Genomic DNA, 19,028 nt, shown 5'->3' with positions numbered 1-19,028 from the left:
CCGGCTGCAGCGCCCAGGCACGATGTCTCTTATGGTCGCCGTCTACCGCGCGCCGATGCGATCGCGCAATGATGCCGTCGAGCCGCAAGCCACCATCGATCGCGCGCGCCGGCTCGGCGTGTGCGGGTTTGGCCAACTTGTGGTCAGGTCGGCCGAACAGGAGCGGCTGGCCCGTCGGGTCGCCCGATTCGCCGAGCTCGACGAAGGTTCGTTCGTGTGGACCCGCGACACCAGCGGGTGGTTCTGGCTGGGCCGCATCTCCGGGCCCTACGTCTACGACGCCGACGAGACCGCTGCGGCGGTGGATCTGGTGCACATACGACCCTGCGAGTGGCTGTCCACGCCGATCCTGGAACACGACGTGCCGGACGCCGTCGTCGCCACATTCGGTCGGGGCGGACGGAACCTCCAGGAAATCCACCACCCCTCGATCGGGATTGACACACAGGCGATTTGGGATTCCCGGACGGATCAGTCCGCGGAGAACTGAGCGCGTGGATTACCCCTAGCCGTCAACCTTCGACGGCGAACAGCGCCCACTCACCCGCCACACCCTTGAGGGCGTGCGCGCCGCGAGCGGTGAAGCCAAGACCCGACCCGGCGACCAGATCGACGACAATGCGCGAGACGAGCACCTCGCCCGCCCCGGCCGCCGCTGCCACGCGCGCGGCGATGTGGACGGCGATGCCGCTGATGTCGTCGTCGCGCAACTCCACCTCGCCCGTGTGTACACCCGCCCGCATCTCGAGGCCCAGGCTGCGCAGCACGTCGCGGATCGCCGCGGCACACCGGATCGCCCGGGCGGGCCCGTCGAACCGGGCGAGGAAGCCGTCGCCAGTCGTGTTGACCTCGCGACCCTGAAAACGTGCGAGCTGGCGCCGTACCTGGGCATCGTGCCTGCTGAGCAGCTCCTTCCATCGCTGGTCGCCGAGCTCGACCGCTCGCTTCGTGGAGTCGACGATGTCGGTGAACAACACCGTGGCCAGGACCCGCTCGACCGCAGGCTGCGGCCGGACGCCGGTGAGGAACTCCTCTATCTCGTCGAGCAGGGCATCGGCGTCGCCCGTAAAGAAGAGGTGGTCGGCGCCGTGGAGCTCGACGAACTTGGCCCCGCGAATGCGGTCGGCGAGATAGCGGCCCATCTCAAGTTTCACCATCCGGTCGTCGCGCCGGTGGAGCACGAGCGTCGGCGCCTGAATGGTGGGCAGCACGTCGCGGATGTCCAGTTGCGGATAGAGCGCGAAGATGTTGCGGACCATTCCGGGGCTGGCGGCCACGCGTTGCAGCCGCGCCCACCACCGCCGGAAATCGGCGTCGTTCCGCCGGCTGGGAGCCCATGCACCCAATCCGACGCCCTCACCCCAGCCCTTGGCACTCACCTCGACCAACGACGACAGCTGCTCCTCGGTGACGCCGAGCGGGTAGTCAGTTCCTTCGAGCAGGCGAGAGAACGTGCCATAGAGGGCAAGCGCATTCACGCGATCGGGATGGCCTGCCGCGGTCAGCATCGCCATCGTGCCGCCCTCCGAAACGCCCACCAGGTCGGCGCGTTCACAGCCGGCCGCGTCCATGACGGCGCGCAGATCGTCGACGGACTCTTCCAATGTCGGCGCGTGCATGACCGGATCCGACAGGCCAGTGCCCCGCTTGTCGAAGGTGACGACGCGACGAAAAGACGCGAGGCGCGAATAGAAGTGGACGACCGACGGCTCCTCACACATGATGTCGAGGTGCGAGATGAAGCCGGGCGCGACGACGAGGTCGGGTCCCTGTCCGGTGACCGAGTACGCGATGTTCAGGCCACCACTCTTGGCATAGTGGATGTCCGGCGCGCTGCCCGCGACGTTCATGGTCGAACCTTACGCCTGCCTGGCGGCACCTTCCCTCGCTTCACGGAGGGTGGTTAGCCTCCACGTATGGTCACGTCGCCCGCCGCGCTCACCGCCGCAGAACTGAAATTGCGGGAACAGGTTCGGGCATTTTTGGCCGAGAAGCTGCCCTGGGGGACGTTCGAGCCTGGACTTGGCATGAGCGCCGAGGTGAATCCGCGGTTCTCCGCCGCATTGGGCGAGCGTGGCTGGATCGGCATGGCGGTCCCGGCGCGCTATGGCGGCCACGACGCCACCGCCGTCGACCGCTTCGTCGTCGTCGAAGAACTGCTGCGCTGGGGCGCGCCCGTCGGGCATCACTGGGTGGCCGACCGACAGATCGCCCAGGTGCTCCTTCGTTACGGCACCGAGGAACAGAAACGGTGGCTGTTACCGCGAATCTGCCGCGGCGAGTTGTGTTTCTGTATCGGCATGAGCGAGCCCGATGCCGGCAGCGACCTCGCGTCGGTCCGCACGAAGGGCGTGCGCGACAGTGATGGCTGGCGGGTTTCGGGCGTGAAGGTGTGGACAAGCAACGCGATGCGCGCCGACTTCATGATCGCGCTGTGCCGCACCGGCGACGGCGAACGGCATGCGGGGCTCAGCCGATTCCTGATCGATATGCGAAGCCCCGGCGTGACGGTCAAGCCGATCCCCTTCCTGAATGGCAGCACCGACCACTTCGCCGAAGTACTCCTGGACGGGGTGCTGGTTTCCGATGAGATGGTGATCGGCGAAATCGGACAGGGCTGGGCACAGAACGCCGACGAGTTGGCCTTTGAGCGCAGTGGCCCCGACCGCTGGATCTCGACCTTCCTGGTCGTTCAGGAGTTCGTCCGCGAACACCCGGACCTCGCAGCCAGTCGCGAAGGGAGCCGGCTGATCGGCGAGCTCGCGGCCCAATACTGGGTGTTACGCCGACTCTCGCTGACGGTGGCCCGCGCGATCGATGCCGGCGACACCCCCGCGGCCGAGGCGGCGCTCATCAAGGAGATGGGCACCCGGTTCGAACAAGACGTCGTGCGCGCGCTGCGGGAGTTGTTGGACCGCGAGCTCGTGTGCGGGCTGGAGCCGGAACCGTCATTGTTCGAGCGATTGTTGCGTCGCGCCGCGCTCGACGCGCCGTCATTCACCATCCGGGGCGGCACCACCGAGGTGCTGCGCTCCGTCGCCTTCAAAGGGCTGTCATGAGCGACAACGAGCTGTATAGCGCCGCCGACAAGCTGCTTGCCGCACACAGCCGTTGGGAGTACGTCGGCGACGCCGACGCCACCGGCTGGGCGCCACAGCTATGGAACACATTGCGGCAGAACGGGTTCAGTGATGTCCCGGTTCCAGAGGAGCTGGGCGGAGCCGGGGGAAGCGTTGCCGACGCGATCCAACTGTTGCGCGCCGCGGGAGCGCACGCGGCACCAGTGCCCCTGGCCGAAGCCGGGCTGGTCGGCGGTTGGCTATTGGCGTCTGCGGGTCTCGCGCTCCCCGAGGGTGTTCGGACGGTACTGCCACCCGCCGCGACGCTAAGCCTCGACGGTGGCCGCCTGTTCGGTACGGCGCCGGCGGTCGCATGGGCCCACCGCGCCGAGCATCTCATCGGACTCGTCGACGGCGTCGTGGTGCTCGCGCCCGGACCGGCGGCCTCATCAGGCGGACCGGCCGTCAGCCGCGGCGTCAACCTCGCCGAAGAGCCGCGTGACACAGTGATTTTCGAAGGTGTCCGGGTAACCGCGCGCGCCGACGCACCAGACGGGGTCAATGACCAATCGCTCTGGGAGCGCAGCGCCCTGGGCCGTGCGGCGCTGATGGCCGGCGCGATAAGTGCCGTCGCCGCAATGACACTGCGCTACAGCGGCGAACGTGAGCAATTCGGCCGCCCCATCGGTCGGTTCCAAGCCGTTCAAGCCCATCTGGTGACCATTCACCAGCAGGCCGCGGTGGTCGCGTCAGCCCTCGACGGTGCGGTCGAAGCGGTCGAACTCGGCCGGGGCGGATTCGAGATCGCTTGCGCCAAAATGCTTGCCGACCGGGCCGCTCAATTGGTGACGGCGGCCGCCCACCAGACGCACGGCGCTATCGGCATGACGAAGGAGTATCCGTTGCACTATCTGACCCGTCGGCTCTGGGCATGGCGAGACGAAGCCGGAGGGCATCACCGCTGGGCCGACCGACTCGGCGCGGCCCTGGTCGCCGGTGGCCCCGACGCCCTGTACCCAGCCATCCAGTCAGGCTCGGAGGTGGTGTCGTGAACCGGCTGCAGCGCCCGGACGGGGTGACACTGGCCTATCAGGTGCACAACCCGGACGCGCGGGGCGTGCCGCTCTTGCTCACCCACGGTTTCGGCGCCACCGCGGGCATGTGGAATCCGAACATCGATGCCTTGAGCGTCGACCGACCGGTGATCGTCTGGGACCAGCGCGGTCATGGCAGCAGCGACGCGCCCGAGGACATCACGCGCTACACCGAGCAGATCAGCGTCGCCGACATGGCGGCCGTTCTCGATGCCGCGGGTGCCGATCGCGCCGTACTCGGCGGAATGTCCTTGGGCGGCTACCTATCCCTGGCTTTCCACCTCGTCCACCCGCAGCGGGTGGCCGCGCTGGTGCTGGTCGACACGGGGCCGGGTTATCGCAACGACGAAGCGCGCGACAAGTGGAACGCGTGGGTGGAGCGCCGCGCTCGAGAACTCGAGCGCGGTGAAGAGCGCGCCGACGCGTCGGCGGAAGTCGCACAGGCGTTGCATGCGCATCCCGAGGGCCTGCCGCTCGCTGCCCGCGGCGTGATGGCCCAAAAGGACGCCCGCGTGATCACGTCGCTCGAGCGCATCACGGTGCCCACGTTGGTGGTCGTCGGCGCCCAAGACACCGACTTCCTGGCCCCGGCCGACTACATGCACCGCAAGATCGCCAATTCCCGCAAGCTGGTCATCGACAACGCGGGGCATGCGGCGAACATGGACCAGCCCGAGGCGTTCAACGCCGCGGTGTGCGACCTGTTGGAACAGCTATGACTGATGTCACCGTCGAATCCGTCGGGCACGTGGCCATGGTGGAGATCCATCGGCCCCCGAACAACTACTTCGACACCGCCTTGATCACGGGCATCGCCGACGCCTACGAGCGACTGGACGACGATGTCGAATGCCGGGCGATTGTGTTGTGCGCGGAGGGAAAACACTTCTGTGCGGGCGCCGATTTCTCCCAGCCGGCCGAGAATCGCTCGTCACCGGGTGAGCTCTACGCGCAGGCCATCCGGTTGTTCCGCGCCCGCAAGCCGGTTGTCGCGGCGGTGCAGGGCGCCGCGATCGGCGGTGGGCTCGGGCTTGCTCTCAGCGCAGACTTCCGAGTGGCCGCACCCTCCTCGAAATTCGCGGCCAACTTCAGCCGGCTTGGTTTTCATCCCGGTTTCGGTATCACCGCCACGTTGCCTCGTGTCGTCGGCCAGCAAAAGGCGCTGGAGTGGATGCTCACCGGTGAGCGTTTCGGAGGTGAAATCGGTTATGCGGCGGGGCTATTCGACGAGCTGGCCGCCGACGGCGACGTTCGGCCGGCGGCGATTCGGTTCGCCGAGCGGATCGCCGCTTCGGCTCCCCTGGCGCTCACGAGCATCCGTGCGACGATGCGCGCCGGACTCGCCGTGGCCGTCGCAGCCGCCACCGCCCACGAACTCGAGGAACAAACGCGACTCCAGTCGACCGCGGATTTCCGCGAGGGCGTGACGGCGGCGGCCCAGCGCCGCACCCCGACATTTACCGGTCGCTGAACTTCCTCGGGCTCACGGCGAAAACCGATACGGTGCATTGCATGCGTCGTGTGGACTACGTCATTCACTATGTCGAATCGCTCAGCCGCTCGGTGGCGTTCTACCGCGACGTCCTCGGGCTTCGGGTGCGCATCGAGGGCGACGGCTACGTCGAGTTCGACATGGAGAATACGAAGTTCTCGCTTTTCGAACGCTCGAAGCTGCCCGAGCTCATCGGTCGCGAGGGCGGCAACGCGCCCTGCGGTGAGATCGGCTTCTTGATCGATGACGTCGATGCGGAAGCAGAACGGCTGAGCGGGCTCGGCGTCGAGATCCTCACGGGACCAGTGGATCGACCATGGCGGGAACGCACGCTGCACATCGCCGATCCGGACGGCAACATCATCGAATTCGCACAGAAGCTGCGATGATCCTCGCCATCGACCTCGGCAAGACGTCCTGTCGGGCAGCGGCAGGCGGCCGGAGGGTCGAGGGTGCGGGCGCGCCGGGGCTCGCGATGCCCGGTGGCGTGCGCGGCGCGGAGGCGGCGATTGTGGCCGTCGCGCGAGATTTCGGCTCCGTCGATGAGGTGGTCGTGGGCGCCGCAGGGGCGCTGGCGGCACCCGATGCGGCGCGCGCACTGGGCGACGCGCTGCTGAAATCGTTTAGGGCGCAGTGCGTTGCGGTGACGAGTGACGCGGTGATTGCGCATGCGGGCGCACTGAATGGCGAGCCGGGCGTCGTGCTGATCGCGGGCACCGGCGTCGTGGCGCTCGCCATCGATGCGGACGGCGCGCTGCGCACCGCCGACGGCTGGGGTCCGTGGCTGGGTGACGAGGGTGGTGGCACGTGGATCGGCGCCGCCGGGCTGCGCGCGGCGCTGCGGGGCCACGACGGCCGCGGGCCATCCACCGTTCTGCTCGACGCCGCCCGCGCCCGCTTCGGCGCGCCGGAGACCTGGCCCGCGCAGCTCACCGACGCCGCTGCCCTCGCGTCCTTCGCGCCCGACGTCCTCGCCGCGAAAGGCGACGCCGCGGCGCTGCCGATCATCGGCGCCGCGGCCAAGGCACTCGCCGCAACCGCCCGCGCGGCCGGGGATGGCCCGGTGGCGATGGTCGGCGGACTGGCGGGGGTCGAGGCGCTGCGCGAGCGACTCGACCTCATCCGTGCCGCCGGCGATGCGCTCGATGGCGCGCTGCGGCTGGGACCGATCCATGAGCCGCATGTCATTCGGATCCAGACCGCCGGTGCGACGCACGGCCTCGACGCGCTCGCCACCGAGGCCGTGCGGCCGGGCCTGGACGACCTCGACGCGCGGCCGATCGCGGAGGTCGTCGCGCTGCTTGTCGCCGCCGAAGGCGAGGCGCACGGCGCGGTTGCGGCGGCTGTACCGCGGATCGCGGCGGCGGCCGAGGCGATTGCCGCGCGGCTCGAACGCGGTGGCCGCCTGATCTACGCCGGCGCGGGGACGCCCGGTCGGCTCGGCGTGCTCGACGCGGCCGAGTGCGGGCCGACGTTCGGCACCGACCTGGTACGCGGTGTGATCGCCGGCGGGCCAACGGCTTTGACCGAGGCGATCGAGGGCGCGGAGGATGCGTTCGACCCCACCGATCTCACGGATCTCACCGCTGTCGACGCGCTCGTCGGGATTACGGCGTCGGGCCGCACACCGTACGTGCTCGGAGCGCTTGAGCACGCGCGCGCGGCGGGTGCTTTGACGGTCGCGCTAGTCAACAACCCGAGAAGCGAGGCGTCTGCCGATGTGGTGATCGAGCTGCTGACCGGGCCCGAGGTGCTCGCCGGGTCCACGCGGCTCACCGCGGGGACGGCGCAGAAGGTCGTGCTCAATGCGCTCTCGACGAGCGTGATGATCGCGCTCGGCAAGGCCTATGGAGCCCGAATGGTCGACGTGCGCGCGACCAATGCGAAGGTGCGCCGCCGAGCGGTGCGGATCGTCCGCGATGCGGCCGGCGTCGACGAGCGGACCGCTACCGCCGCGCTCGCCGGCGCGGGCGGTCACGCCAAGACCGCGATCGTCGCCCTGCTCGCGGGCGTCGACGCGACCGAGGCCGCCGCCAAGCTCGACCGGGCGCGCGGACGCGTGCGCCACGCGCTGGGTGGGACATGAATCAAGACGTCCCGCGGGCCGGCGTCACGCCCGTATGGTGAGGATCGTGTGTGAGCCAGCGTGCGGCCGGCCAGCGCCCGTCAGCCGTCGTCAGCTGCTAATGCTGGCCGGTAGCGCCGGGGCGGCGTCCCTCGTCGGCGGCTGCACGAATGCGGTGTCGGAAACCGGTGCAACGCCACCTCCTCCCCCGGCCCCCACGATCAACGCAAGCCTGACCGCTACGACTTCGACGCTGTTGCTATGCCGGGACGCCTGGGGCGCCCGACCGGCCCGCTCCGGAGGCAAGCGCCACACCATCACCCGAATGACCCTTCACCACGAGGCCGTCGTCCTCGGCGACAACCGCAACGCCCCAAGCCATCTCCGCCAGGACCAGCGATACCACCAGGACCAGCACGGGTGGATCGACATCGCCTATCACGTCGGCGTCGACCGTAACGGCAACATCTACGAACTGCGGAGCACCGAGATCGCGGGCGATACCGCGACCGACTACGACACCACGGGCCATTTCCTGGTGCTCTGCGAAGGAGACTTCGATCAAGAGGCCGTGCCGGAGGCCCAGCTCCAGGGCGCAGCTCGCGCATTCGCATGGGCCGCCCAGACTTTTCACGTTTCGACCACCACGCTGGCGGGCCATCGAGACCTGGCCCAAACTTCTTGCCCTGGTCGAAACCTGTACGCCCACCTTTCCTCGGGCGACCTCAAGCGCCGCGTCGACGACCTTCTCGGCGCGGGCGGGGTGGACCTCCAGCGCTTCTGCGGGCCCGACGCGGCCGCACGGGTCGCGTCGATCGAGGCCGGCAACTGACCTACCCTGCCCACACATCCTCGACGTAGTGGTCGGATTCGATAAGTCCGTTCAACCAGGCGCGGGCCTCATCGTCGGTGGCCCCCGTCCGTTGCCGATAGATGTCGAGGAAGGAACCGCGCACCCCAGGCGCCATCCGCGCGCCGTCGCCGCACACGTAGACGTGGGTGTCCTTGGCCGGGTCGCTCAACAGGTCCCACACCTCGTCGGCGTCCGCGGCGATCCGGTCCTGCACGTAGCGGACCCCGTTCTGCGGCGCGCGGGAGAACGCCGGGCGCATCCGCACGATACCGATGGCTTCGGCCTGTTCGAACCGGTCTCGAAAGATGTAATCGACTTCTGGGTCACGCACCCCGAAGAAGCAGAGCGCCGGCTCCACCGGCGCACCTGCGCCCCGCGCGGCCAGCCGGTCACCGAGAAAACCGAGGAACGGAGCGACGCCCGTACCGGCGCTGACCAGAATCACGTTCTTCGCCGGATCGGCACCGGCCCGAAACGCCTGGCGAGCCGGGTCCACCCGCGCCCGGATCACCTGTCCGGGTTGGATTGTCGCGAGGTAGTTGGACGCGACACCTTTGAATAGACCGTGACCCGAACGGGCCGGCGCATCGAGCACACTGACGACCAGTCCCACCGTGCGCGGTGACAGCATCGACGACGATGCGATCGAATAGTGTCTGGGCACCATGGGATCCAGCAGCTCAAGCAGCTCGGCACCGGTGAGAACGCACGCCGGGTACTCGTCGAGGCACTCCAGCACGCTCAGCGAACAGCCATCCGGGGCCTCGGCCAGTCCAGTGAGCCGCTGGCGCTCCGCGGGACTGTTGTTGGCCGCGGCGAGTCTACGTAATTGACTGCTGGTCACCGGTTTCCGCAATTCGACGAAGTGCGTGAGCAGTTCGCGTGCGCTGACCTCTCGGTCGAGCGCGATGAGGCGCCGAGAGCTGCGCCGAGGATTGATCGCTAGCCGCAGTCCAGGGTCGATGCCGAGCTGTGTCAAAACCGCGTCGACCACCTCGGGTGGGTTGTCGGCCATCACCGTTAGGTGGTCGCCCGTTTGGTAGTCGACGCCGGCCGGAAGCTCAACGCGGACATTGGTTTTGGCTTGGCCCAGCTCGGGGCTGACCAGTTGGGTGTTCTCGACGACGGTCATCGGGATCACCGACGACCGTGCGTCCAGCGCCGCCGTCACCGGCCCGACGATCCGGCGCAACTCGTAAAGTGGTTCGGCCGCATCCGTGACCGGTGCGGCGTCGGGGTCGCCGAAGCGTTCGGCCAACGATGACCACAGCGCCGCCGCGAACTCCTCGATCGTGCCGACCATGTCCCCCGAGGTGTCGGCCGCCGCCCGCGGCACCAGTTGGTTGGCATTCAGCTCGCCGAGGCGCTCGTCGATGCGCTGCGGGACCGCCTGGTAGGTGTCCGCCCAATTATGGTCACCCACACCGAGAACCGCGACATTGGGTGCCGGATTCAGCGTGGTACTCGCGTCGAGCAGCCAGGTGAGGAAGGCGCGCGCGTCATCGGTCGGCTGCCCGTTGTAGGAGGACGCGATGATCACGACTGCCTCGGCTTCGGGAAAGCCACCAACGGCATCGTCGAGAGGGGCCACTGTCGCCGTGCAGCCTAAAGCCGTGGCGTCGTCGGCGAATTGGCGAGCCAGCGCACGGCAGGTACCGAGGTTGGAACCGTAAAGGACCGCCAGCCGGATGCCGGCCATCATCGCCGTTGCAAGACTTTGCGATTCGCCGTGTGCGCCATCCGGCTGGGCGTCGAGCGTGTGGGTATTGCGGTCCTGCGGCGTGCGCCGCAGCAGGTCGAGCCGGAACCCCACCGGCCGGCGACTGGTGGGAGTTTCCCATTGCGGCACATAGTGATAGGTATCGATGAGGCGATAGCGATGTATGAGCCGGGCCACCGCCATGGCCGCCTCATGCAGTGCGAACTGCCGGCCGATGCATGATCTTGCACCGGATCCGAAGGGTTTGAACAACGCAGCCGGCCGAGCCGCCGAGCGTTCGGGAGCGAAGCGGCTGGGGTCGAAGAGTTCGACATTGTCACCCCAGCCGGGCTGGCGGTGCAATGCGCCGGTGAGCACCGTGACAGCCTCGCCGCGCTTGATGGGATACTTGCCACCGATCACAGTGTCTTCCAGAGCCATTCGATCGAAATGCAATACGGGTGGCGAAAGACGCAGGGTTTCCTCGATGACCTGCCGCAGATAGGTCAGCTTGCCGATGTCGTCGTAGCTGGGCAAGTAGCCGTCTTCTGCTCCGAACACGGTGTCCACCTCGGCCTGCACCCGGTGCAGCACCGTCGGATCGCTGACGATGTTGTACAGCGTGTTGGGCATCAGTTCCGATGTGGTGAGCTGCCCCGCGATCAGGAAGGTCATGATCTGATTGCGGATGTTCTCCGTTTCCAGTACGGGTTTGCCGTTCGCATCCTGCTGCAGCATCAACGCCAACAGGTCGTCACACTCACGGTCACCGGACTGGTGCTCGGCTATCAGTCCGTCGATGAACGAGTGCAAGGTGGCCAATTCTTTCTTGAACACCGGCGTCGGAGTGTCAGATGTCAACTCCCCCAGCGCCGTTGTGAAGCTCTGTGGGATCGGAGCCAGGCCGGGGCAGTCGAAAGATTCGAAGCGCGAACCGAACCCGGCGAGCGCCACGGTGTCCATGGCCAACTTCTGCAAGTCGGCCGACACATCCACCGGCCCGACCCCTGCGCGGGCGTCCCACCGGTCGATCATTGTGCAGTTGATGTCCAGCATCGCCGCGTGGTAGGCGCGCAGGCCCGCGTAACTGAAACCGGGTAACAGAACATCGTGAGCGCGCTGCCAGTTCGGTTCGCCGTGGTAGGCGGTGAACAGGCCGTCACCGGCCAACGGCCTGACTCGGGCAAGGGTTGCCGTCAGGTTCTTGGCGAACCGGCTTTCGTCGCAAAGCTCGGTGACGAGCTCCAGCGAACACGCGTAGAGCTTCCTGAAGCCGCCGTTGAAGTCGGCGTAGAACAGCGGCCCGTGCAATTCGCCGAGTAGATCCACGGCCAGCGCGCGCGGTCGGCCGACCAACTGATCCGGTCCGGGCAAGGGACCCTCGGCCGAGGGGATGCCGGGAAGATCCGGCGGGGACGACGCACGGAACTCGGTCATGCGGGCAGCATAGGTTTCGACACGGCGGTGTCGTCGGGAATCCGCGGACGTCATCCTCGGCGCGACGCGCGTTACTGTGCTCTGGTCGGCCTCACCGAACGGGCCGATAGAAAAGTTGGGCAATTGATGACCACAGCAGAAGCGTCGGCGCTCGAATCGCGGGTCGGCCACTACTACAAGATGGACGGCACCTACCTGGTCGGCCGCGAGAAGTTACGCGAGTACGCCCGCGCGGTGCAGGACTATCACCCCGCGCATTGGGACGTCGACGCCGCCGCTGAGCTGGGCTATCCGGACCTGGTGGCGCCGCTGACGTTCACGTCGACGCCGGGCATGACCTGCAATCGCCGCATGTTCGAACAGGTTGTCGTCGGCTACGACACCTACATGCAAACCGAAGAGTTGTTCGAGCAGCACCGCCCGATCGTGGCCGGCGACGAACTGCATATCGACGTCGAACTGACCTCGGTGCGCAGGATCGCCGGTCGGGACCTGATCACCGTGACCAACACTTTCACCGACGCCGCCGGCGAGCGGGTGCACACCCTGCACACCACCGTCGTCGGAGTCACCGCCGAGGATGTCGATCCGGCGATCAAGTTGGCGGTGCCGAACATCATGATGCATGACGTGGACCTGACGGCGGTCGGTGATGCCGATGACGCGTATGAGAAGACGGTGCGCCCCGAGGGCGGAATCCGGATCGCCGAGCACGGCAGTCGCACGCCCGGGACGCCGTCCTTCGATGGCGTGCAGGTTGGCGACGAGCTACCGGTGCATCACACCCGACTGTCTCGCGGCGACCTGGTGAACTATGCCGGCGTGGCGGGCGACGCCAACCCGATCCATTGGGACGAGGAGATCGCCAAGCTGGCCGGCCTGCCCGACGTGATCGCCCACGGAATGCTCACCATGGGGCTGGGTGCCGGATTCGCCTCCACATGGACAGGCGACCCCGGTGCCGTCACCCGTTACGCGGTACGACTCTCGGCGCCCGCGATCGTGTCGGCCAAAGGAGGCTGCGATATCGAGTTCAGCGGCAAGGTCAAGTCGCTGGACCCGGCGACACGCACCGGAGTCGTCCTGGTCGGGGCGAAGTCCGGTGGCCGAAAGATCTTCGGTTTGGCGACGTTGAACGTCCGCTTCAGCTGATGCGCCTTGGTTGCGTCAAGACCCGTCGCCGCAAAGAAAGTCCTCCTCGAAGGACAAACCTCCAGCGGTTCACCCCGAATTGTTCGAGGCCGGCGGGCTCGCAGGACTCGTTGAGGTCGCGGGACTCGTCGGAGTCGTCGGGGTCGTCGGAGTGGTCCTCGAACTCGGTGGGGTCGTCGGAGTCCTCGAACTCGGTGGGGTCGTCGGACCCGTAGGACTCGTCGGAGTCGTGGGGGCCGTCGGAGTCGTGGGCGTAGTGCTCGCAAGGCCTGGACCTTCGCCGCACCAGTCCGCCACATCTTTCGGGTACTGCTCGAGCGGTGGAGGACAACGCTGCCCGGGTGGGAAGTTGGCGCCCGCGTTGAGCAGATCGCAGGGCACGTAGACCTGCTTGCCCTTGGGGGTGTTGGTCAGACACTTCGTCGGCGGCTCGCTATGGGCCTCGACGGGAATGATGGCCGCCGCCATCACCGCGCAGAGCGCCCAAGCAAGACGGCGATAGGTCATGAGAGCTCCTCATCTAGCTGCGAAAGTCCATCGTGAGGGTTCACTGGCGATAATCCAAGCAAACGAAATTCTGCCTCCGCGACCAGAGCCCGATCCGATGCATGTTTTCGTGGGTGCGGTCGGGCGTGCCCACCGTGACATCGCCGCCGCGATGGGACGTGACGCAGATACGCCCACATACCGGGTTATCGCTTCGGCCAGCCAATACTCGGTGAAGCTGCCCAGAACCGCAACCGCCTCGATACCCGCCGAGGTCAACGTCGCGCTGACGTCAACGCCGCGAGTACTTCTTGATCAGGTCCTGTTTGTACAACTTGCCGGCATCGCTGCGCGGCAATCGCGGTTCGAAGAACAGCGATCGCGGGCACTTGTAACTCGCCAGTCGATTTCGCAGCCACCCGGTCAACTCGTCGGCGAGCTGTGGCGTAGCCCGCGCCGGATCGACTAGCTGAACAACAGCAGTGACCGACTGCCCCATCACCTCGTCCGGTACGCCGAACACTGCGGCGTCGACCACCAGCGGATGACACACCAAGGCATTCTCGGTTTCCTGCGGGTAGATGTTGACGCCTCCCGAGATGATCATGTGATGACGACGGTCAGTGAGATAGAGGTAGCCGTCGTCGTCCAGGTAGCCAACGTCGCCCACGGTCACCCAGCCCGTGGAGTTGCGTGCCGCCGCGGTCTTCTCCGCATCATTGAGGTACTCGAACGGATAGCCGCCGTCATAGTAGATGTCGCCGACCTGCCCCGCTGCCAACTCTTTGCCGTCCTCGCCGAGGATGTGCGGGACTCCCAGCATTGGCCTGCCAACCGAACCAGGGTGGCGCAACCAGTCTTCGGCGCGGATGAATGAGATACCCGCTCCTTCCGAGGAGCCGTAGTACTCATCGACGATTGGACCCCACCAATCGATCATCTGCCGCTTGATCTCGGGCGGACACGGCGCGGCGGCATGAACCACACGCTGAAGGGTCGACAGGTCGAACCGCATTCGCGTCGCCTTGGGCAGCCGGAGCATCCTGACGAACATCGTCGGGACGAATTGCGCATGGGTGACGCCGTACCGCTCGATGCAGTCCAGCGCGCCCTCGGCATCGAATGCTTCCATCATGACAGTGGTTGCGCCAACGGCCTGGGCAGCCATTGTCCACATCGCCGGTGCGGTGTGATACGTCGGCGCCGGACTCATGTAGACGGATTCGCTTGTCACACCGAGTGCTTCGAAGACGGGCGTCGACAGTCGCGTCCCAACAGAGCTGGCGGCCTTCAATGGGCGGCGGATCCCCTTTGGAAGTCCAGCGCTTCCGGCCGAGTACTGGAGAAGCTGCCCGTCGCATTCGGCCGCAACGGGTGTCGCTGGCATCGCAGCCACGCAGTCCGGGTAGCGTCGCCACCCTTCGAGTTCACCGTCGGCGACAAGCGCCACCGATGGCAATCCGCCCGGGCGTGATTGCGGCAGCTGTCGGCACACAGCCCGCATCGCCACTGACGAAATGATCGCCTTCGCTCCGCTGTCATTCACAATGTGGGAGATTTCGGCCGCGCTCAGGTGTGTATTGATCAAGGTGTAGTACAGACCGCTTCTTCTCGCGGCCCACATCACCGCATGAATGTGCTCGTTGTTCTCCATCACGGCGGCGACCGTGTCCCCCGTAACGAGACCTTGTCGGCGCAAATAATGGGCCAGGCGATTCGCGCTGGCCTCGAGCTGGCCGAAACTCACCGTCACCCCAGAAGGATGAAGTATCACAGCGGGTTTCGTGTAAGTGGCGTAGTCGCAGAGGCCCATGCGTGTGTCACTTACCCGGTCTGCCAGGGCGAGTCCCAGCGATCGATCGTCGCCACCTCGGATAGCGGCTTGCGGCGCACGGGGTGGTGCCGGCCGCGCGGCCAGCCCACCGTCAGCAGGGTCGCGATCTTCCAGTCGTCAGGAATTCCGACCATCGACCGCAGCTCGTCCTCGCAGGACCCGTGCCACAGGGTGATCGCCGCGCCGAGTCCTTGCGCGCGCGCGGCCAGGAGGAAGTTCTGGACCGCGGGAAAGATCGAACCGCCCTGCTGTAGTTCGGTGGTTCCTCGTTGCGGCTGAACGCAGAACAGCACCAGCACAGGCACTGCGCCACCAACTCTCATGTGTTCCGCCATGGTTCGCAGTACGCGCGATTTCGGGTCGTCAGCGTCGTTGTCGGGCAGCGAGATCGAGTAGAACTCGGTCATCACGTCCCATGTCTTGTGGGCCGCGGCCGTGATCACGCCGCGCAAACTCGCCGATCGCAGGACGACGAACTTCCATGGCTGCTGATTGCCACCGGACGGAGCCCAGCTCGCCGCGCGGAGACATGATTCGATGACCTCGTCGGAGACGGGTTCGTCGCGGTAGCGCCGAACGCTCGACGCGGTGTGCATGACCTCCCACAGGTCCGCCGAGGTCCGCGGGACAACTTGTTCGCTCATGATTTCGCCGTCGCGGGCAGCATTCCCTGCCAAGTCCCGCCGCGGACCGGGCCGGTGATAAGCCGTAGATCCAGCGTCGACAGGACACCCGGTGGCGCTGCGATGACTGCCGGGATCGCGTTGAGTTCCCGCATCACCGTCGCATACGTCAACCCCCGCATATTGTTCCCCCGTCCGTGCATTTCAACGTCAACCGTGTACGTGGGTAGACCGTCGACAATGACGCGGTAACCACCGTGCGGCGACGGATGCCGCGGCCACTCGGGAGCCGACCCTTCCCCCATGCGGGTGATGTGCTCAAGCACCACCCGCTCCTCGCCGTCGACGATTCCGGCGAGCTTGAATCGCATTCCGCCCATCGTCCCTGGCTCGACCCACCCTGATGCGACTTCGTAACGCTGTGTGGCCAACCACTTTTCGATGGTGGTGTCGACACGATCGAGCGGCAAGCCGACGCCGTCGGCCACTAAGCGTACGATCGGGGCCCACAACGCTGCCAGGCGCGCGGTGTCGAACAACGGCGCCGGATAATCTGGCGGGTGGCCGAATCCCATGAAGTCGAACATGATTTCGGGTTGATCGATGGGACCGTAATCGAGTATCTCGAGCATGGTGATGGTGTCGACGCGGCTGCTGAATCCCGTCATCGTCAACGCGATGACATCGTTGGCCCATCCGGGATCAACGCCACTGTTGAAGAAACTCGTGCCGCCCTCCTCGCACGCAGCCGAAATGAGATCGACGGTCTCCTTGTCGGCGGCGGGTGGATAACACATCGGTACCAAGGAGGTGCATACGACGTTCTTCCCTGCGCGCAGGCAGCGGGCGACGTCCTGCGCCGCCTCCTGATAGCGGTAGTCCCCCGACGCGAAGTAGGCGACCACGTCGGCGTCGAGAGCCAGTGCGGCATCAACGTCACGGGTGGCGACGACGCCGGTCGCCGGCATCCCGCACAGATCGCCCGCATCCTTGCCCTCTTTGGCCTTGGCGTGCACGACGACGCCCACGAGGTCCAACCCCGGATGCGCGATCAGCGCGCGCAAAGCGCCGGCCCCGACTTGACCGGGACCCCAGAGAATCACCCGTGGCTTACGTTGGCAGTCCGTCATCGACGCCCTTCCCAGTTGACCCAGCCCTACCTGTGAGAACATATCTTCTCAGATATTGATAACACCATTGCCGCATCAGAAGAATCTTGGAGGAGACGATGCCCGATTACCAGTTCCTGAAGTGGGAGACGTTCGACGACGGCCAGATCGTCCGAATCTCGTTGAACCGACCGGAGCAACGCAACGCGCAAAACCGCGGCATGTTGGTCGAACTCGACGACGCCTTCACCCGCGCTGAGGCCGACGACACCGTCCGCGTCGTCATCCTCGCCGGCGAGGGACCCATGTTCTCCTCTGGCCATGACATCGGCTCCAAGCAGGCCCGCGCCGAGTTCACCCCGGGACCGGGACAGCACCCGACAGCGGCCATCAACGGCGGGACCCGCGAGGGCGCGGAGAAGATCATGCTGCAGGAGTGGCACTACTTCTTTCAGAACAACCTGCGCTGGCGAAACCTGCGCAAGATCACGATCGCGCAGGTCCACGGAGATGTGTTCTCTGCAGGCCTGATGCTGATCTGGGCATGCGACCTGATCGTGGGAAGCGAAGAGGTGCGGTTCGCCGATGTCGTCGGTACCCGGCTCGGCATGTGCGGCATGGAGTACTTCGGGCACCCATGGGAGTTCGGCCCCCGTCGTACCAAGGAGCTGATGCTGACCGGCGATGCGATCGACATCGAGGAGGCATACCGACTCGGCATGGTCAGCAAGATCTTCAAAAGAGACGAGTTATCCGACCGCACACTCGAAATGGCCCGGCGCATCGCCACGGTGCCGACGATGGCCGCACTGCTTATCAAGGAGTCGGTCAATCAGTCCGTGGACAATATGGGCTTCTACAACGCCCTGCAGTCCTGCTTCACCCTGCACCAGCTGAACCACTCGCACTGGGTCGGTGTACGGGATGACAAGCGCGCCACCGCCGGCGAGGAGCAGGGAGTGCCGAATTGGCGCACCGCTCCCCCGATAGCCCTGTCGGTGAAAGACCGAGTGAGCGCCGAGGCCTAATAGCCGCTCAATTCGCGACGGATCCGTAGCGCGCGTCCGCGACGCGGTCGAGGGCAACGGCCGATTCGCCGTACACCATCGCCCAACCCCGGACTCGACGGTAGTACAGCTGGATGTCACCGTCCATGCTGAATCCGTAGCCCCCATGGACATGCAAGCTGCGCTGTGTGGCGTCGCGCGCCGTCTCGTATGCGAATGCGAATGCCATGGCTGACAACTCAGTGACGCGCTGGGGCTCGTCGGCGAACGCGCACGCCGCCTCGAACGCCAGCAACAGCGCGCCGTCGGCCGCAGTGGCACTGTCCGCCAACGGATGAGACACCGCCTGAAAAGATCCGATCGGGCTCCCGAACGCGTGTCGCTGCTTGGCGTACTCGACTCCTATTTCGACGGCCCTCTTCGCCGCGCCCGCGAGCGCCGAAGCGGTCAGTGCCAGCCACAGATCCAGTGCATCGGAGAACATCCGCCGTGCAGCATCGCCCTCGGCAAGAACCGCGACCTCGTCCCCGACCGTGACATCGGCCAGCGGAAGCGAGCCGAGGTTCCGCACGCGCCGACGGTTCTCCCCGAGCGACACCGCGATCAGGCGTTCGCCCGAGAGCGCCACCACCGTGTCCGCCACCGCCCCGGCGGGGACGAGCCCGAGTAGGCGGTCCGGTGCGACTCGCGGTGCAAAGCTGACGAGCTTGTCGCCCGTCATCAGTTCAGCCAGCAGACCCGCGCCGGCCTCACCAGACCTGGCGAGCAGCCTGGCTGCGACTTGGGCCTCGATGACCGGGGCGGACGCGAGCGCCCGCCCGTACTGCTCGGCGATCAAGGCCAGTTCGAGCTCGGACGCACCCCAGCCGCCGTCGGCTTCGCCGACGGCCATCTCGACCACGCCGGTCTCCATTAGCGCCTTCCACAGCCGGGAATCGAAACCCACGGGCTCCGCGGCCCGCACCCGCTGCGACGTCGACTCGCGCGCGTACATCGCGGCGAACGAGTCGACCAGCTGACGCTGTTCGCCGGAAAGGCTCAAGTCCACGCTCAGGTCCCGTCACATGCGGATATGGTTACTCTCACAAATGAGAGTAACATTATCGCGCGTGCCGCCC

Annotated in this window: 17 protein-coding genes and 1 pseudogene; 11 read left to right on the top strand and 7 right to left on the bottom strand. The window is 66.5% G+C overall.

Going from position 1 to position 19,028, the window contains the following annotated elements; genetic code table 11:
- The first annotated feature begins 31 nt into the window (after positions 1–31).
- Entirely contained in the window at positions 32–490 is a 459-nt protein-coding gene (locus tag AC5Y4T_RS00925; RefSeq protein ID WP_499951602.1) for a GAF domain-containing protein, read from the top strand.
- Between the two features lie 22 nt (positions 491–512).
- Here the strand turns inward: AC5Y4T_RS00925 and AC5Y4T_RS00920 are convergent, their stop codons facing one another.
- Positions 513–1,850, bottom strand: coding sequence for an adenylate/guanylate cyclase domain-containing protein (locus AC5Y4T_RS00920; RefSeq protein WP_499951601.1), 1,338 nt, complete (start codon positions 1,848–1,850; stop codon positions 513–515).
- Between the two features lie 66 nt (positions 1,851–1,916).
- Here AC5Y4T_RS00920 and AC5Y4T_RS00915 point away from each other — a divergent pair, with 66 nt between their 5' ends.
- The 8 genes and pseudogenes from AC5Y4T_RS00915 (at position 1,917) to AC5Y4T_RS00880 (ending at position 8,542) form a co-directional block, all read left to right on the top strand.
- Entirely contained in the window at positions 1,917–3,059 is a 1,143-nt protein-coding gene (locus AC5Y4T_RS00915) for an acyl-CoA dehydrogenase family protein (RefSeq protein ID WP_499951600.1), read from the top strand.
- Positions 3,056–4,111, top strand: a complete 1,056-nt coding sequence (locus AC5Y4T_RS00910) for an acyl-CoA dehydrogenase family protein (RefSeq protein ID WP_499951599.1) — start codon at positions 3,056–3,058, stop codon at positions 4,109–4,111. Before AC5Y4T_RS00915 ends, AC5Y4T_RS00910 begins: the two co-directional genes overlap by 4 nt.
- Entirely contained in the window at positions 4,108–4,872 is a 765-nt protein-coding gene (locus AC5Y4T_RS00905) for an alpha/beta fold hydrolase (RefSeq protein WP_499951598.1), read from the top strand. The genes AC5Y4T_RS00910 and AC5Y4T_RS00905 overlap by 4 nt, the downstream gene beginning before the upstream one ends.
- Entirely contained in the window at positions 4,869–5,624 is a 756-nt protein-coding gene (locus AC5Y4T_RS00900) for an enoyl-CoA hydratase/isomerase family protein (RefSeq protein WP_499951597.1), read from the top strand. The genes AC5Y4T_RS00905 and AC5Y4T_RS00900 overlap by 4 nt, the downstream gene beginning before the upstream one ends.
- A 41-nt stretch (positions 5,625–5,665) precedes the next feature.
- A complete protein-coding gene (locus AC5Y4T_RS00895; protein ID WP_499948558.1) occupies positions 5,666–6,034 on the top strand; it encodes a VOC family protein in 369 nt (122 codons plus the stop codon).
- A pseudogene (locus AC5Y4T_RS00890) lies at positions 5,962–6,708 on the top strand (BadF/BadG/BcrA/BcrD ATPase family protein); the annotation flags it as partial. The gene AC5Y4T_RS00895 and the pseudogene AC5Y4T_RS00890, both read left to right, overlap by 73 nt.
- Before the next feature lie 123 nt (positions 6,709–6,831).
- Complete coding sequence (locus AC5Y4T_RS00885; RefSeq protein ID WP_499951972.1) at positions 6,832–7,731, top strand: N-acetylmuramic acid 6-phosphate etherase; 900 nt, start codon at positions 6,832–6,834, stop codon at positions 7,729–7,731.
- Between the two features lie 235 nt (positions 7,732–7,966).
- Positions 7,967–8,542 (top strand): N-acetylmuramoyl-L-alanine amidase, encoded by a 576-nt coding sequence (locus AC5Y4T_RS00880; protein WP_499920215.1) that lies wholly within the window; start codon positions 7,967–7,969, stop codon positions 8,540–8,542.
- A 1-nt stretch (position 8,543) separates the two neighbouring features.
- On the opposite strand, the gene AC5Y4T_RS00875 is transcribed toward AC5Y4T_RS00880, so the two are convergent.
- Complete coding sequence (locus tag AC5Y4T_RS00875) at positions 8,544–11,699, bottom strand: bifunctional cytochrome P450/NADPH--P450 reductase (RefSeq protein ID WP_499951596.1); 3,156 nt, start codon at positions 11,697–11,699, stop codon at positions 8,544–8,546.
- Between the two features lie 126 nt (positions 11,700–11,825).
- Between AC5Y4T_RS00875 and AC5Y4T_RS00870 the strand changes: the two genes are divergently transcribed.
- Entirely contained in the window at positions 11,826–12,851 is a 1,026-nt protein-coding gene (locus tag AC5Y4T_RS00870) for a fused (3R)-hydroxyacyl-ACP dehydratase subunits HadA/HadB (protein WP_499951594.1), read from the top strand.
- Here AC5Y4T_RS00870 and AC5Y4T_RS00865 read toward each other — a convergent pair.
- The 4 genes from AC5Y4T_RS00865 to AC5Y4T_RS00850 form a co-directional block, all read right to left on the bottom strand.
- Entirely contained in the window at positions 12,844–13,137 is a 294-nt protein-coding gene (locus AC5Y4T_RS00865; RefSeq protein ID WP_499951592.1) for a hypothetical protein, read from the bottom strand. The two genes, AC5Y4T_RS00870 and AC5Y4T_RS00865, sit on opposite strands and share 8 nt — an antisense overlap.
- Positions 13,138–13,629: 492 nt before the next feature.
- Positions 13,630–15,150 (bottom strand): fatty-acid--CoA ligase FadD4, encoded by a 1,521-nt coding sequence (fadD4, locus tag AC5Y4T_RS00860; RefSeq protein ID WP_499951591.1) that lies wholly within the window; start codon positions 15,148–15,150, stop codon positions 13,630–13,632.
- 11 nt (positions 15,151–15,161) lie between these two features.
- Positions 15,162–15,815, bottom strand: coding sequence for a nitroreductase family protein (locus AC5Y4T_RS00855; RefSeq protein ID WP_499951590.1), 654 nt, complete (start codon positions 15,813–15,815; stop codon positions 15,162–15,164).
- Positions 15,812–16,897: an NAD(P)H-dependent amine dehydrogenase family protein gene (locus AC5Y4T_RS00850; RefSeq protein WP_499951970.1), complete on the bottom strand. Its 1,086-nt coding sequence runs from the start codon at positions 16,895–16,897 to the stop codon at positions 15,812–15,814. Before AC5Y4T_RS00850 ends, AC5Y4T_RS00855 begins: the two co-directional genes overlap by 4 nt.
- A gap of 125 nt (positions 16,898–17,022) precedes the next feature.
- On the opposite strand from AC5Y4T_RS00850, the gene AC5Y4T_RS00845 reads away from it, so the two are divergent.
- Positions 17,023–17,931 (top strand): enoyl-CoA hydratase, encoded by a 909-nt coding sequence (locus tag AC5Y4T_RS00845; RefSeq protein WP_499951589.1) that lies wholly within the window; start codon positions 17,023–17,025, stop codon positions 17,929–17,931.
- A 7-nt stretch (positions 17,932–17,938) separates the two neighbouring features.
- Here AC5Y4T_RS00845 and AC5Y4T_RS00840 read toward each other — a convergent pair whose 3' ends face one another.
- Complete coding sequence (locus AC5Y4T_RS00840; protein ID WP_499951588.1) at positions 17,939–18,958, bottom strand: acyl-CoA dehydrogenase family protein; 1,020 nt, start codon at positions 18,956–18,958, stop codon at positions 17,939–17,941.
- Positions 18,959–19,028 lie beyond the last annotated feature (70 nt).

It is taken from the genome of Mycobacterium sp. NGS11 (genome assembly GCF_059813315.1).
Note: the sequence above shows the minus strand (reverse complement) of the source record. Positions and strands in the feature narration are given on the sequence as shown.